This is a genomic window from Sulfitobacter sp. W002, assembly GCF_025142135.1.
Taxonomy (GTDB): Bacteria; Pseudomonadota; Alphaproteobacteria; order Rhodobacterales; family Rhodobacteraceae; genus Sulfitobacter; species Sulfitobacter profundi.
In genome coordinates this window covers 2058242-2072507 of sequence record NZ_CP081126.1, presented here as the reverse complement: position 1 = coordinate 2072507, position 14266 = coordinate 2058242, and the positions used below count along the sequence as shown (strand labels likewise).

Sequence of the window (14266 nt, the reverse complement as noted above, 5' to 3'; positions counted from 1 at the left end):
TAACGCAACTGAATGATAAGGAAAAGCACATGGCAAAGCTCGCGTTTTTGGGACTGGGGGTCATGGGGGCTCCGATGGCGGGGCATCTGCAAAAGGCCGGCCACGAAGTGACCGTCTATAACCGTACCGAAGCCAAGGCCGAAGACTGGGTGAAAACCTATGGCGGCGCCATGGCCAAGACCCCGCGCGCGGCGGCAAAGGATGCGGATTTCGTCATTGCCTGCGTGGGCAATGACGATGACCTGCGCTCGGTCTGTTTGGGGGAAGAGGGCGCTTTTGGTGGCATGACGGCGGGGGCGATCTTTGTCGATCACACGACCGTTTCAGCGGCCGTCACGCGCGAACTTTATGCCGCTGCCGATGACGCGCAGGTGAGCTTTGTCGACGCGCCGATATCGGGCGGTCAGGCAGGAGCGGAAAACGGCCAATTGTCGATCATGTGTGGCGGAGATGAGGGGGCCTTTGACCGGGCGCTGCCGATCATGGAGGTCTACTCCAAGATTTGCCGCCGCATCGGTGACAGCGGCGCGGGCCAAATGACCAAGATGTGCAACCAGATCGCCATCGCCGGGCTGGTGCAGGGCCTCTCTGAGGCGCTGCATTTCGCCGAGAAGGCGGGCCTTGATGGCCGGGCGGTGGTTGAGGTGATCAGCCAAGGCGCGGCAGGCTCGTGGCAGATGGCAAACCGCTATGAAACCATGCTCGACGACAAGTTCGAGCACGGCTTTGCGGTGGATTGGATGCGCAAGGATCTGGGCATCTGTCTGGATACGGCGGATGAGACGGGGGCCAGCCTGCCGGTCACGGCGCTGGTCGATCAGTTCTATAAAGATGTGCAAAAGCAGGGTGGCGGGCGTTGGGATACGTCGAGCCTGATCAAACGCCTGCGCGCCATGGGCTAAGACCGATCGCGAAGAAAAAAGGGCAGCGCCGGATGAAACTGGCGCTGCCCTTCAAAGACCATCGGTCGACCCTGCGTTAGGGGATGATCCGCGTGTATTTGGTGCCTTCCAGTGTCGCGCCGATGCGCAGCCCCGCGCGGCCAAAGACCGCTGCCAGAACCGGCGCCATGACAGTGGTCGTGTCGGCGCTCACGCTGTCGCCCTTGTCGGAGATCACGTATTCCAGACCGGCGCCAGCCGCCCAACCCGGCGAGCTGCGGAATTCGCGCAGCGCGGGCTCGGTCATGAAGAACAGCACATGCGCATATTGCTGCGCGCCAATCTGCAAGCCGCCCGAAGCTTTGGTCACCGAATAGTAGTCCACCGTCACGTCGTTGACGCGCAACGCGCCGCGCCCGTAAGCGCCGCCAAAGCCAAGGCCCGCTTCGGTCACCAGCGGCATGACCAGCATGCCATTGGCTTTTTCGGCCAACTGCCGGGTGTTGGGATAGCCGCGGTACATCTCGGCCAGGGTCGCATCGACGCGCGCGTCGATCATGGCGCCGCCCCGTCCGCCCACGCCGTTGCCGCAAGCCGCGGTTGCGCCAAGGGCCGTAAGGGCGCCCAAAGTCACAAAGCGCCGATTATATGTCTGATTGCTCATCTTTTCTGCCTGTATGTTCAAGATCGGTTGCCTGCTGCCGGTTTTCCCGACTTATGCGCGAGATTACGCATAATCACGCGCTTTGTCATGTCGGTTGGACCCTTTGCGCAGATTTACGCCCTTAGGTCACGCGCTTTTGGCCAAAAGCCGGGCAACATCGGGGGCAAAGTAGGTGAGCACCCCATCACAACCTGCGCGTTTAAAGGCCAAAAGGCTCTCCATCATTGCGCGTTCACCGTCGATCCACCCTTGGTCCGCCGCGCCCCGCATCATGCTGTATTCGCCCGAGACCTGATAGGCGAAGGTTGGCGCGCCAAAGGCGTCTTTCACGCGGCGGCAGATATCAAGGTACGGCATGCCGGGTTTGACCATGACCATATCCGCGCCTTCGGACAGATCGCGCGCCACCAGCCGCAGGGCTTCGTCGCTGTTGGCGGGATCCATCTGATAGGTCTTTTTGTCGCCGGTCAGGGCCGAAGAGGCACCCACCGCATCGCGGAACGGGCCGTAAAAAGCGCTGGCGTATTTGGCGGCATAGCTCAGGATCATCACGTCATGATGCCCGGCCTGCTCTAGGGCGTGGCGGATCGCGCCGATGCGCCCGTCCATCATGTCCGACGGTCCGATGATATCGGCACCCGCTTCGGCTTGGGACAACGCCATCTTGACCAGCGCCTCAACCGTGCGGTCATTCACGATGATGCCGTCTTCGACAAAACCATCGTGGCCGTCGATGTTATAGGTGTCTAGCGCGACATCGGTCATCACGACCATCTGCGGCATGGCCTCTTTGATCGCCGCGATGGCGCGGTTGGTGGCGTTTTGCGGATCCCATGCGCGGGCGCAATCCTCGGTCCGGTCCTCGGGGCCGGTATAGGGAAAGACACAGACCGTGCCGATGCCCAGTTCCGCCGCCTCGCGCACCGCCGCGACCAGCGTGTCGACCGAGCGGCGCATGACACCGGGCATGGAGGGGATCGGCTCTTCCACGCCGTCGCCTTCGCGCACGAAAACCGGCCAGATCAGATCGCCCAGTTGCAGGTCATTCTCGCGCACCAACGCGCGGATACCGGCATTGGCACGGGTGCGGCGCAGGCGCGTGGCGGGGAAGGGGGCGTGGACGGGTTGCATCAAAATTACCTCAGAATGGCTCGGCATGGGCTTGCCATGTATTTTTGAACGCCTCAACCCTATGAATTGTCGCGCCGGACCGCTAAGAGATGCGAACTTAAATTTCGGACGAGCACGCCTTGGACTGGTACCAGACCCTTTTCGAAATGATTGACATGCGCTCTTTCTCGAACCTTTGGTTCTGGATCGCGCTGGCTGTGATGTGGTCGACCGCAAGCCATTGGGTGCTGGGCGTGCCCTTTGACATGGTGCTGCGCGCCCGGCGTTATGGGGGTGAGGCGCAGGCCGATCTCGAAGACATTGTGCGGATCAACGTGAACCGGCTGCTCTATATCTCGCAGGTCTCTGGCCTTTGGCTCTTGGGGTTGGGGTTTTTCGCACTGACCTCTCTGGTGCTATTGGGGTTCGTCTATGCCATCGAATTCGCCCAAGCCCTGCTGCTGCTGGGGTTCCCCATGTCGCTGGTCGGGCTGCTGAGCCTGTCGACCGCGCGGCTGATCCGCATCGAAGGCTCCACCGGCGACGTGTTGCAGCGGCGCCTGATGCGGCACCGGCTTTATACCCAGATCATCGGCATGTTCTCGATCTTCGTGACCGCGCTTTGGGGAATGTATCAAAATCTAAGCATTGGCCCGCTGGCGGGTTGACAGGCCCCTCGTGAGGCCCAATTGAGACCCGATGAACGATCCGCGTAATATCACCCTCTCCGGCGTTCCCGAAGGCTATGATGCCCGCGCCATTCTTGATGAAATCGCCAAGGGCGGCCAGCGGGTGGTCCATGTGGCGCGCGATGACAAACGCATGGCGGCGATGCAGGCCGCTTTGCGGTTTTACGCGCCCGATATGCCGGTCGTCACCTTCCCCAGCTGGGATTGCCTGCCCTATGACCGGGTGTCGCCCAACGCCGATATCTCGGCGCAGCGGATGGCGACACTGGCGGCGCTGGTGCATGGGATGCCTCAGCAGTTCGTTCTGCTGACGACGCTGAACGCGGCCAGCCAACGTATCCCCGCACGCGAAACCCTGCGCGACGCGGCCTTTGCGGCGCGCGTGGGCAGCCGGATCGACGAAAAAGCCCTGCGCGCCTTTCTGGTGCGCATGGGCTTTGTGCAAAGCCCCACGGTGATGGAGCCGGGCGACTACGCCGTGCGCGGTGGGATCATCGACATCTACCCGCCCGGCGACCTTGGCCCGGTGCGGCTTGATCTTTTCGGGGATGTGCTGGACGGCGCACGCCGCTTTGATCCGGCGACGCAGCGCACCACGGAAAAGCTTGATCTGGTGGAGCTTGCCCCGGTCAGCGAGGTCATTCTTGACGACGCGGCAATCACCCGTTTCCGGCAGAACTACCGCATCGAATTTGGCGCGGCGGGCACCGATGATCCGCTCTACGAGGCGATCAGCGCGGGCCGCAAACATCAAGGCGCGGAACATTGGCTGGCGTTTTTCCACGACAACTTGGAAACGCTCTTTGACTATCTGCCCAAAGCCACGATCACGCTGGACGATCAACTGACGCCGATGCGCCTTGCCCGGTGGGAGACCATCGCCGACCAATATGAGACGCGGCAGCTGGCGATGAAGACGCGCTCTAAAATGGACAGCGTCTATAAACCCGCGCCGCCCGAGGGGCTGTACCTGACCGATGAGGCATGGACCCAAGCGCTGTTGGATCATCGGGTGATCCAATTCAACCCGCTGCCACAGCCCACTGGGCCGGGGGTGCTGGACGCGGGCGCCCGGCTTGGGCGCAATTTCGCCCCCGAGCGCCAGCAGGAATCTGTCAGTCTTTTCGGGGCATTGGCTGCGCATATTAAAGCAAAGCTTGAAGTTGGCCCGGTGTTGATCGCCAGCTACTCCGAAGGCGCGCGCGAACGCCTGACTGGGCTGATCGAAGACGAAGGTCTGGCCGAGGCGATCCCGGTGATGGACGCAACCCGCATTGGAAAACGCGGACTGCATCTGGCGGTCTGGGCGCTTGAACACGGGTTCGAGGCGCCGGGCATGACGGTGATCTCAGAGCAGGACGTGCTGGGGGACCGGTTGATCCGGGCGCCGAAACGCAAACGCCGGGCCGAGAATTTCCTGACCGAAGCGCAGAGCCTCAGCCCCGGCGATCTGGTGGTTCATGTCGACCACGGCATCGGTCGCTATCATGGGATGGAAGTGGTCACCGCCGCAGGCGCTGCCCATGAATGTCTCGTCCTGGAATATGCGGAACAATCAAAGCTTTACCTGCCGGTAGAGAATATCGAACTGCTGTCGCGCTACGGCCATGACGAAGGGCTGCTGGACAAGCTCGGCGGCGGGGCGTGGCAATCCAAGAAAGCCAAGCTCAAAGAGCGTATCCGCGAGATGGCGGACAAGCTCATCCGCATTGCCGCCGAACGCGCGCTGCGCAAAGCGCCGGTGCTCGACCCGCCGCCGGGCATGTGGGACGCCTTCTCAGCCCGTTTTCCCTATACGGAGACCGACGACCAACTGCGCGCCATTGCCGACGTGGTGGATGACCTGACCAGCGGCAATCCGATGGACCGTCTGGTTTGCGGCGATGTGGGCTTTGGTAAAACCGAAGTCGCCATGCGCGCGGCCTTTGTCGCGGCGATGTCGGGTGTTCAAGTGGCGGTGATCGCGCCGACGACACTGCTCGCCCGGCAGCACTACAAAAGCTTTGCCGAACGCTTTCGCGGCTTCCCGATCGAAGTGCGCCAACTCAGCCGTTTTGTCTCGGCCAAAGAGGCAGCGGCGACGCGCGATGGCATGGCCAAGGGAACGGTCGATATCGTTATTGGCACCCATGCGCTGCTGGCCAAAGGCATCCGGTTCAAAGACCTCGGCCTGCTGGTGATCGACGAAGAGCAGCATTTCGGCGTGACCCACAAGGAACGGCTCAAGTCCCTACGCACCGATATCCACGTGCTGACCCTGACCGCCACACCGATTCCCCGCACGTTGCAACTGTCGCTGACGGGCGTGCGCGATCTGTCGATCATCGGGACGCCACCCGTCGACCGCCTCTCGATCCGCACCTATGTGAGCGAGTTCGACGCGGTTACCATCCGCGAGGCGCTGCTGCGTGAGCATTACCGGGGCGGGCAGAGCTTCTATGTCGTTCCTCGCTTGAGTGACCTGCGTGAGATCGAAGATTTCCTTCAGGCGCAGCTGCCGGAACTCTCCTACGTCGTCGCCCACGGTCAGATGGCACCGGGGGAGTTGGATGACCGGATGAACGCCTTTTATGATGGCAAATTCGACATTCTGCTGGCAACAACGATCGTTGAATCCGGCCTCGACATTCCGACCGCCAACACCATGGTCGTGCACCGCGCTGATATGTTCGGTCTTGCGCAACTGTATCAAATCAGGGGCCGGGTGGGCCGCTCGAAAACCCGCGCCTATGCCTATCTGACCACCAAGCCGCGCGCGAAGCTGACGGATACGGCGCAGAAACGTCTGCGGGTGTTGGGCAGTCTCGATACGCTCGGCGCGGGCTTCACCTTGGCCAGCCAAGACCTTGATATTCGCGGGGCGGGCAACCTGCTCGGCGAAGAGCAATCCGGCCAGATGCGCGATGTGGGCTTTGAGCTTTACCAGTCCATGCTGGAAGAGGCGATTGCCAAGATCAAGGCGGGCGAGATGGAGGGCCTCAGCGAGGCCGACGAGCAATGGGCACCGCAGATCAACCTTGGCGTGCCGGTGCTCATTCCAGAGGACTACGTGCCCGACCTTGATGTGCGTCTTGGCCTCTACCGCCGCCTCAGCGAGCTCTCAACCAAGGTGGAACTCGAAGGCTTTGCCGCCGAATTGATCGACCGTTTTGGCAAGCTGCCGAAAGAGGTGAACACCCTGATGCTGGTGGTGCGGATCAAGGCGATGTGCAAACGCGCCGGGATTGCCAAGCTCGATGGCGGGCCGAAGGGGGCGACGATCCAGTTCCACAATGACAAATTCGCCTCGCCCGAGGGGCTGGTGCAGTTCATCCAAGACCAGCGTGGGCTGGCCAAGGTCAAGGACAACAAGATCGTCGTGCGCAGGGATTGGAAGACAGATGCCGATAAGATCAAAGGCGCTTTCGCCATTGCACGCGACTTGGCCGAACATGTGATCGCCAAAGAAAAGACTGCGAAAAAGGCCAAGGCAAAGGGCTAAGCCCCGAACGGGCGGCGGTTATTCCGCCGCCGCCGGCTGTCGGTTTTCCATCCGCCCCATATAGAGCATCAGAGCGTAAGCCCCGATGGCCATGAGCAGCATCGCCAGCGCCAGTGGCTTGGTAGTGCCGTCGAACATCAACCCCACGGGCGAGGCGATGAGCGCGGCCAGCACAGTTGAAATCGCCCCCACGACCGAGGCGGCCATGCCCGCGATATGGCCCATCGGCTCCATCGCGATGGCATTAAGGTTGCCCAGCGTCAGCCCCGCTTGGAAGAACAGGCAGGTCTGGAAAAACACAAAGGCGGCAAAGCCGTAAGGGTCGGGCAGGGCGCCAAGGTTCAGGAAATACATGGCCCCTGACAGCAGGATTTGAAAGCCAAAGGCGATGCTCACCAATCGGCGCATGCCATAGCGCACGACCAGCAGCGCATTGATCAGGCTGGCGCTGGCCGCCACAACGGCGATACCGCCGAACCAGAGCGGGAAGCTCTCGCCCCGGCCATAGACGGTGTCATAGATCGGCTGCACCAGCATGATCATCGAAAATAGCATCGCCAAGGCCAGCGATTGTACGAGGATCGACAGGCGCACCGTGCGGTGTCCGACCAACTCGCGTACTGCGCCAATAATCAGCCGCGCACGCAGGGGCCGACGGTTTTCCCGCGGCAGTGTTTCGGGCAGGCGCAGGCCCATCCAGACCACCGAGATGATCGAAAACGCCATGAAAGCGATGAAGATCGCGCGCCAGCCCGCCGTGTGAATGATCCCCGCACCCAGCATGGGTGCCATGGCGGGCACCAGCGCAAAGACCATCATCACCACCGACATGATCCGCGCCATCTCGCGCCCGGCATAGAGGTCACGGATGATCGCCACGGCCACCACGCGGGGGCCAGAAGCGCCGAGCCCCTGAAAGATACGGGCCACGAGCATGACTTCAAGTGAGTTGCTCATCCATGCCACGAAGGCTGACACCGAATAAAGTGCCGCGCCGCCAAAGACCACGTTGCGGCGACCGAATGCATCCGACAACGGCCCGCTAAAGAAGGTGCCCAACCCCATGCCCAGCACGAAGGACGTGAGGATCAGCGGGGCGCGGTGGGCGATCTCGGGCGAGAGTTCTGCCGCGATCTCGGGCAGGGCGGGCAGCATCGCATCGATGGAAAAGGCGATGGTGGCGGTCATCATCGCGATGAGGGCAACGAATTCGATCCGCCCCATGGAGAATTTTGGATTTTCGGTGGTCACGAACGCGCGCTCCGGCGATTGTCCCGAACGGCGGATCCGTCTGGGCAGGCTTCAGGGAATAACTTGTGGTTGCGCTCTCGATAGTCGAGAGCGCTTAACTTGGCAATGATTGCCGCCCTGTTTAGCTCTGCTGCTTGGTCAAATCGGCAATGACCTGCGCCCATAGCTCGGGCGGCTGTGCACCCGGCACCGCATGGGCATTCGCGATGATGAACGTCGGCACGGAGTTCACCCCCATCTTGCGGCTATGGGCATCACGGTCGCGAATGTCCTGCGCGTCGACATCGGATTTCAGCAGGCGGGTGACCACGGCGGCGTCCATCTCAATGCTATCGGCGATATCGGCCAGCACTTCGGCATCGCCAATGTCGCGGGCGTCGACGAAATAGGCTTTGAAAAGGGCGGAGACGGCGGCGGTTTGGCGGCCTTCGATCCCGGCCCAATGGATCAGACGGTGCGCGTCCAGCGTGTTGGGCGTGCGCTGCATGGCCTCGAAGTTGATGTTCAGACCAGCCTTTTCGGCATGTTCCACGACCGGTGCATAGGCGCGTACGGCACCCTCTTTGCCGCCGAACTTGCCTTCTAGATAGGCGCGACGGTCCATGCCCTGACGTGGCATCTCGGGGTTCAGCTGGAACGGGTGCCATTCAATGGCGAAGGGATGATTGGGATGATCCTGCAATGCGCGGTCCAGATGCGCCTTGCCGATATAGCACCACGGGCAGATCGGGTCTGACATGATATCGAGTTTGATCGCTTCGGCCATGGTAAACCCCATCTATTGCTGCGCAACGGGCATAGCGGGCCCGGGCGGGTATCGCAAGCGGGCAGCGTTGCAAGCGCCTTTGGGCGCGGCTATAGCAGGTCCATGACAGACACGCCGCCCCGTTCCATGATCCAGATCGCCCGCGAAAGCGGCGCGAGCGAGACCGCCCCGCCGGTCGACCTTGGTGCGCGGGTGCGCGAGCTGCGCAAGGCGCGCAACTGGACGTTGGAGCAGGCGGCGCGGCAGGCCGGGTTGGCGCGCTCCACCCTTAGCAAGATCGAAAACGGTCTGATGTCGCCCACCTATGACGCGCTGAAAAAGCTCGCCGTGGGGTTGGAGATCACGGTGCCGCAGTTGTTCACCCCGCCTGCGGGGGAAAAGATCACTGGCCGCATGGCCGTGACCCGCGCCGAAGAGGGCGCGGCCAAGGCCACCGGCACCTATGAGCATGTTCTGCTGGCAGACGCCCTGCGCAAGAAACAGATGCTGCCCTACCGCGCCCGCATCCGCGCGCGCCGGATGGAGGAGTTCGACGGCTGGGTGCGTCATGACGGCGAGGAATTCCTCTATGTGCTGACCGGCATGGTGCGGCTCTTTACCGAGTTCTACGAACCCGTCGATATGCGCCGGGGCGATAGCGCCTATTACGACGCCACCATGGGGCACAATGTCGTCTCGCTCAGCGATGAGGATGCGACGATCCTCTGGGTGACCTCACTGGTCTGAATTCTCTGCCGGTTGCCACCACCAGACCTCGGGCATGAAGTTCGGCCCGTCGCCGTAAAGCGGGATCGTGTCAGGGTAAGCCATGCGCGCGTCATGGGCGATCAGCCCCTCGTCGAACTGCCAGAACGGAATGACATAGCGTCCGGCGGTCAGGATACGGTCAAGTGCGCGGGTGGCGGCGACGAAATCAGCCGTCTCGCGCGCCTGCAGCATCTGGTCGATCATCGCATCGACGGCCGGAGAGCGCACGCCCATCAGGTTGCGCGTGCCGGGCAGGTCGGCGGCCTCCGACCCCCAGTAAAACCGTTGCTCTGTGCCGGGGCTAAGTGACAGGGCCCGGCGGAAGGTGGTCATGTCGAAGTCATATTCGTTCTGCCGCGCCACGAATTGCGCGTCATCAACCGTTTCAATCTGCGCCGTGATCCCAAGTCGCTTTAGTGCCTGCGTGTAAAGCTCTGCAATCGCTAGGTTTTCACGGCTGCCCTTAGATAGAAGAATGGTGAATGTCAGCGGCGTGCCATCCGCCCGGCGCATGACGCCGCCTTCGGCCTGATAGCCTGCGGCATTAAGCTGCTGCATCGCGGCACGAATGCCCGCGCGGTTGCGGACAGAGCCATCGGCAACCGGCAGCCGATAGCCATCCACCGTACCCGGCGGCAGCGTGTCAGCGTAATCGGCCAGCAGGTCAAACACGCGGCCCGTCGCCGGGCCATCGCGCATGGCAAGGTCGGAGTTTGAGAAATAGGAGGTGATCCGGGGCAGGGCACCGCCGGTCAGCGTCTCGTTGATATACTCAAAGTTAAAGGCCGAGATCAGCGCGTCGCGCACCCGCCAATCGTCAAAGGGCGCGCGGCGGGAATTCATCACAAAGCCCGTCATGCCCGAGGGTTTGCTGTGCGGAAAGCTGGATTTCACCACCTCCCCCCGACTGATCGCCGGGAAGTCGTATTGCGTGGCCCAAGTCTCGGCGTTGAATTCGCGCACGGCTGAGATTTGGCCGGCCTTGAATGCCTCGAACAACACGCTGGCATCGCCGTAGAAGTCGATTTTCACTTCATCATAGTTATGCGTGCCTTGCCGAAAGGGGACATCGGCGCCCCAGTAGTCAGGGTTGCGCGTCAGCGTGACATGGCGCCCCGCCTGATAGTCGCTGATGACGTAAGGCCCCGTTCCTAAGGGTATTTCGGTCAAGGGGGCATTGGCAAAGTCCTGCCCTTCCCACTGCGCTTTGCTGAGGATGGGGCGCATTCCGGCGAGCAGGGCAAGCTCACGGTTGTCGCTGTCAAAGGTCATCCGCAGGCTGCGCGGGCCGGTCTGTTCGATGCTTTCAATCTGTTGGCGCAGCCCGTGGTAGCGGGGGTGGCCCTCGGTGCCCAGCAGATCGAAAGAAAAGATCACATCCTCGACCGTGACCGGGCTGCCATCGGAAAACTGCGCCTCTTCGCGCAGGGTGAACTCAACCCACGAACGGTCATCGGGCACTTCGATCGTCTCGGCCAGCAGCCCATAAAGCGCGAAGGGTTCGTCCCACGAGCGCCCCATCAAGGTCTCATGGGTGAAATGCGGCAGCTGCCAAGGCGCGGTGCCCTTGCGCACAAAGGGGTTAAGGCTGTCGAATCCCCCGGTATTGCCCAGAACGATCTCGCCCCCCTTGGGGGCCTCGGGGTTTACATAAGGCAGGGCGGCAAAATCGGTGGGCAGGGCCGGGTCGCCGTACATGGCGATTCCATGCTGAGGGGCCGCCCAAGCCGCGCCAGAGAGCAGAATCAGTGAAGAAAGCGCCGCAACGCCCCGTCCTGTCGAGAAAAAATCCCAGCTCATTTTTGAAACAATCACGATCTGCCCTTATTTTGTTGGAGTTAATCCATACCCGCGGATTCCCGCCTTATCAAACTTTTAGCTTGGATTGTGGCCGTAGATTGCGTATACAGAGGTCACTGCTCGATAGGTTTCTTGCCTGTATGAAACCTGCCTCAATAACTTACGCCCGCCTCGTGCGGGCGTTTTTTTTGGCCTATTGCGTGCCGCCTCCCTTCCTTGGCGGTTTCGCGCGCAAACCCTTTCCCTTTGCCCTCTCCGCAGTACATGATGCAGTCGCAGCATGAACAAGGAGACGCGCCATGGCTTTCACCATCGACCTGTCCGGCAAAACAGCCGTCATCACCGGATCGAATTCTGGAATCGGACTGGGCATCGCCTGGGAATTGGCGCGGGCCGGGGCCGATATCGTGTTGAACTCTTTTACCGATGACGAAGCGGATCATGCTTTGGCGCAGCAGATGGCCGAGGAATGCAACGTAACGGCCCGGTACATCAAGGCGGATATGTCCAAGGGGGCGGAGTGTCGGCGTTTGATCGCCGAAGCCGGGACCTGTGACATCTTGGTGAACAATGCGGGCATCCAGCATGTGGCTCCGATCCCTGAATTCCCGGCCGAGAAATGGGATGCGATCATCGCGATTAACCTGTCGTCGGCCTTTCACACCACCGCCGAAGCGCTGCCGATGATGCGCAAGGCGGGGTGGGGCCGGGTGATCAACATCGCCTCGGCGCATGGCTTAACGGCCTCGCCCTATAAATCGGCCTATATCGCCGCGAAACATGGGATTGTCGGCCTTAGCAAGACCACGGCGCTGGAAACGGCGAAAGAGCCGATCACCTGCAACGCGATTTGCCCGGGCTATGTGCTGACCCCGATCGTCGAAAAACAGATCCCCGACACGATGAAGGAATACGACATGAGCCGCGAGGAGGTGATCGAGCAGGTCATGCTCACGCGCCAGCCTTCGCGTGAATTTGCCACTGTCGAGCAGATGGGCGGCACGGCGACGTTCCTGTGCTCTGACGCGGCGGCCCAGATCACCGGCACGACCATCAGCGTTGATGGCGGCTGGACAGCGTTGTAAGTGCCGTGGCGGTCAAAAAACGCATTAACCTCGCCCTCCAAGGGGGCGGCGCGCATGGCGCTTTCACTTGGGGGGTGCTGGATCGGCTGTTGCAACAGGACGATCTTGAGATCTGCGGCATCTCCGGCACGTCTGCCGGGGCGCTGAATGGCGCGGCGCTGAAATCGGGCATGATCTCGGGCGGGCGCGAGGGCGCGCGGGAAAACCTTAATTGGCTTTGGACGCAGGTGTCGGGCATTTCCGACCTGCGGCTGTCGCATTGGCTGGCGCCTTTTGGGTTGGATAAACTCAGTCAGGCGATGGAATATTCACTGCCCATGGCGATCTCAGACTCGCTGACGCGGGTTGTGTCGCCCTATGCCTACGGCCCGTTCTATCGCAATCCGCTCGAAGATGTCGTGGCGCGGTTTGACTATGGCAAGGTGGGCGCGCATAAGCCGCCGTTCTTCTTTGTCTGCGCCACACGGGTGCGCAATGGTAAGATCAGGGTGTTTGAAGGGGATGAGATCGGCCCCGACGCGCTGCTGGCCTCGGCCTGTCTGCCGACGATCTTTAAGGCGGTTGAGATTGATGACGCTCAGACCGGCCAACGCGAAGCGTTTTGGGATGGCGGTTACACTGGCAACCCGGCGCTGTTCCCGCTGTTCCGCGATGACCTGCCCGAAGACATCGTGGTGGTGAACATCAACCCGCTAGAGCGTGAAGACCTGCCGACAACGCCCCAGCAAATCCAGAACCGAATCAATGAGATCAGCTTTAATTCCAGCCTATTGCGAGAGATGCGGGCGATTGATTTCGTCCAGCGCCTGATCGCGGATGGCACTCTGCCAGATGGGCGGATGAAGCGGGTCCACATGCATATGATCGCCGATGACGCGCTGATGGCGCAGCTTTCGGTGGCCACCAAGCTGATGCCGAACCCAGCGGTGATCAGGGCGCTGCATGAGGCGGGTGTGGCGGCGGCGGATCAGTTCTTGACGGACCACTTTGATGATCTGAACCAACGCAGCAGCGTCGATCTACCCGCGATGTTCGGCTGAGTTTTCGGGGTCTGACAGCGCCAGCGCCTCGGGCAGATCGGCACCGGGGCGCGGCGGATAGACCAGTCCGGCAGAGATCACCAGCTTCGCCGCGTCTTCGACACTCATGTCGAGTTCGATCACATCTTCGCGCGGCAGGAAGAGCAGAAAGCCTGAGGTCGGGTTTGGTGTGGTCGGTAGAAAGACCGAGAGCATCTCGCCCCCTGCGTTGGTGCGGGCCAAGACCTCTCCCTTGGCTTCGGTCGAGATAAAGCCAAGCGCCCATATGCCGCGCCGGGGGTATTCGATCAGGCAGGCGGTCTCAAAGCTCCGCTCGGACTGGGCAAAGATCGTCTCGGAAATCTGTTTGATGCCGGAATAGATCGTCCGCACCACGGGGGTGCGTTCCACCAGACTTTCGGCAAAACGGATCATCGAACGCCCGATCAGCCCTTTCGCAGCCCAGCCAACCATGACGGTGAAGATCAGAAAGATCACCACCCCAAGGCCGCGCACGTTGAATTGCATCGACGGGTCAAGGCCAAGGAAATCTTGGAGCAGGCGGTCAGGATGGTAGGCTTTGGGCACCAATGGCAGCACGAAACCGTCGATCCAGCCGACCACGCTCCAGATCAGCCAGATGGTCAGCCCAACGGGCGCAATCACGACCAACCCGGTCAGGAAAGACGCCCGCAGCCTTGCGACAAGGCTGCGCCGGACCTGTGTTGGGTCGGGATCAAAAGGTGTGTTCATCTGCGCCGTTTTCCGAAGAG

12 protein-coding genes are annotated in these 14266 nt (G+C 61.5%); 6 read left to right on the top strand and 6 right to left on the bottom strand.

Features of this window, described 5'->3' with window-relative positions; translation table 11 throughout:
• Positions 1-29 precede the first annotated feature (29 nt).
• The gene (locus K3758_RS10195; protein WP_259944468.1) at positions 30-902 is read left to right on the top strand and encodes an NAD(P)-dependent oxidoreductase; all 873 of its coding nucleotides are present in this window, start codon (positions 30-32) and stop codon (positions 900-902) included.
• Between the two features lie 76 nt (positions 903-978).
• Here K3758_RS10195 and K3758_RS10190 read toward each other — a convergent pair whose 3' ends face one another.
• Together K3758_RS10190 and hemB are read right to left on the bottom strand one after the other, a co-directional pair.
• A complete protein-coding gene (locus K3758_RS10190; protein WP_067628155.1) occupies positions 979-1545 on the bottom strand; it encodes a YSC84-related protein in 567 nt (188 codons plus the stop codon).
• A gap of 126 nt (positions 1546-1671) precedes the next feature.
• Entirely contained in the window at positions 1672-2676 is a 1005-nt protein-coding gene (hemB, locus tag K3758_RS10185; protein ID WP_259944466.1) for a porphobilinogen synthase, read from the bottom strand.
• 119 nt (positions 2677-2795) lie between these two features.
• Here hemB and K3758_RS10180 point away from each other — a divergent pair, with 119 nt between their 5' ends.
• Positions 2796-3323 carry a component of SufBCD complex gene (locus K3758_RS10180; RefSeq protein WP_120351165.1) on the top strand — a complete coding sequence of 176 codons (528 nt, stop codon included), beginning with the start codon at positions 2796-2798 and terminating at the stop codon, positions 3321-3323.
• Positions 3324-3354: 31 nt separating this feature from the next.
• Positions 3355-6825 carry a transcription-repair coupling factor gene (mfd, locus tag K3758_RS10175; protein WP_259944463.1) on the top strand — a complete coding sequence of 1157 codons (3471 nt, stop codon included), beginning with the start codon at positions 3355-3357 and terminating at the stop codon, positions 6823-6825.
• A gap of 18 nt (positions 6826-6843) precedes the next feature.
• On the opposite strand, the gene K3758_RS10170 is transcribed toward mfd, so the two are convergent.
• Both K3758_RS10170 and K3758_RS10165 read right to left on the bottom strand, forming a co-directional pair.
• Positions 6844-8049: a multidrug effflux MFS transporter gene (locus K3758_RS10170; protein ID WP_206054265.1), complete on the bottom strand. Its 1206-nt coding sequence runs from the start codon at positions 8047-8049 to the stop codon at positions 6844-6846.
• Between the two features lie 148 nt (positions 8050-8197).
• The gene (locus tag K3758_RS10165; protein ID WP_259944461.1) at positions 8198-8842 is read right to left on the bottom strand and encodes a DsbA family protein; all 645 of its coding nucleotides are present in this window, start codon (positions 8840-8842) and stop codon (positions 8198-8200) included.
• A 102-nt stretch (positions 8843-8944) separates the two neighbouring features.
• On the opposite strand from K3758_RS10165, the gene K3758_RS10160 reads away from it, so the two are divergent.
• Positions 8945-9568 (top strand): helix-turn-helix domain-containing protein, encoded by a 624-nt coding sequence (locus K3758_RS10160; RefSeq protein WP_007119543.1) that lies wholly within the window; start codon positions 8945-8947, stop codon positions 9566-9568.
• Here K3758_RS10160 and K3758_RS10155 read toward each other — a convergent pair.
• The gene (locus K3758_RS10155; RefSeq protein WP_311201509.1) at positions 9557-11287 is read right to left on the bottom strand and encodes an extracellular solute-binding protein; all 1731 of its coding nucleotides are present in this window, start codon (positions 11285-11287) and stop codon (positions 9557-9559) included. The two genes, K3758_RS10160 and K3758_RS10155, sit on opposite strands and share 12 nt — an antisense overlap.
• Positions 11288-11688: 401 nt before the next feature.
• On the opposite strand from K3758_RS10155, the gene K3758_RS10150 reads away from it, so the two are divergent.
• Together K3758_RS10150 and K3758_RS10145 are read left to right on the top strand one after the other, a co-directional pair.
• Positions 11689-12474 (top strand): 3-hydroxybutyrate dehydrogenase, encoded by a 786-nt coding sequence (locus K3758_RS10150; RefSeq protein ID WP_120351163.1) that lies wholly within the window; start codon positions 11689-11691, stop codon positions 12472-12474.
• A 5-nt stretch (positions 12475-12479) separates the two neighbouring features.
• Positions 12480-13514 carry a patatin-like phospholipase family protein gene (locus K3758_RS10145; RefSeq protein WP_259944455.1) on the top strand — a complete coding sequence of 345 codons (1035 nt, stop codon included), beginning with the start codon at positions 12480-12482 and terminating at the stop codon, positions 13512-13514.
• Here K3758_RS10145 and K3758_RS10140 read toward each other — a convergent pair.
• Positions 13494-14246, bottom strand: coding sequence for a DUF502 domain-containing protein (locus K3758_RS10140; RefSeq protein WP_067262054.1), 753 nt, complete (start codon positions 14244-14246; stop codon positions 13494-13496). The genes K3758_RS10145 and K3758_RS10140 overlap by 21 nt on opposite strands.
• Positions 14247-14266 lie beyond the last annotated feature (20 nt).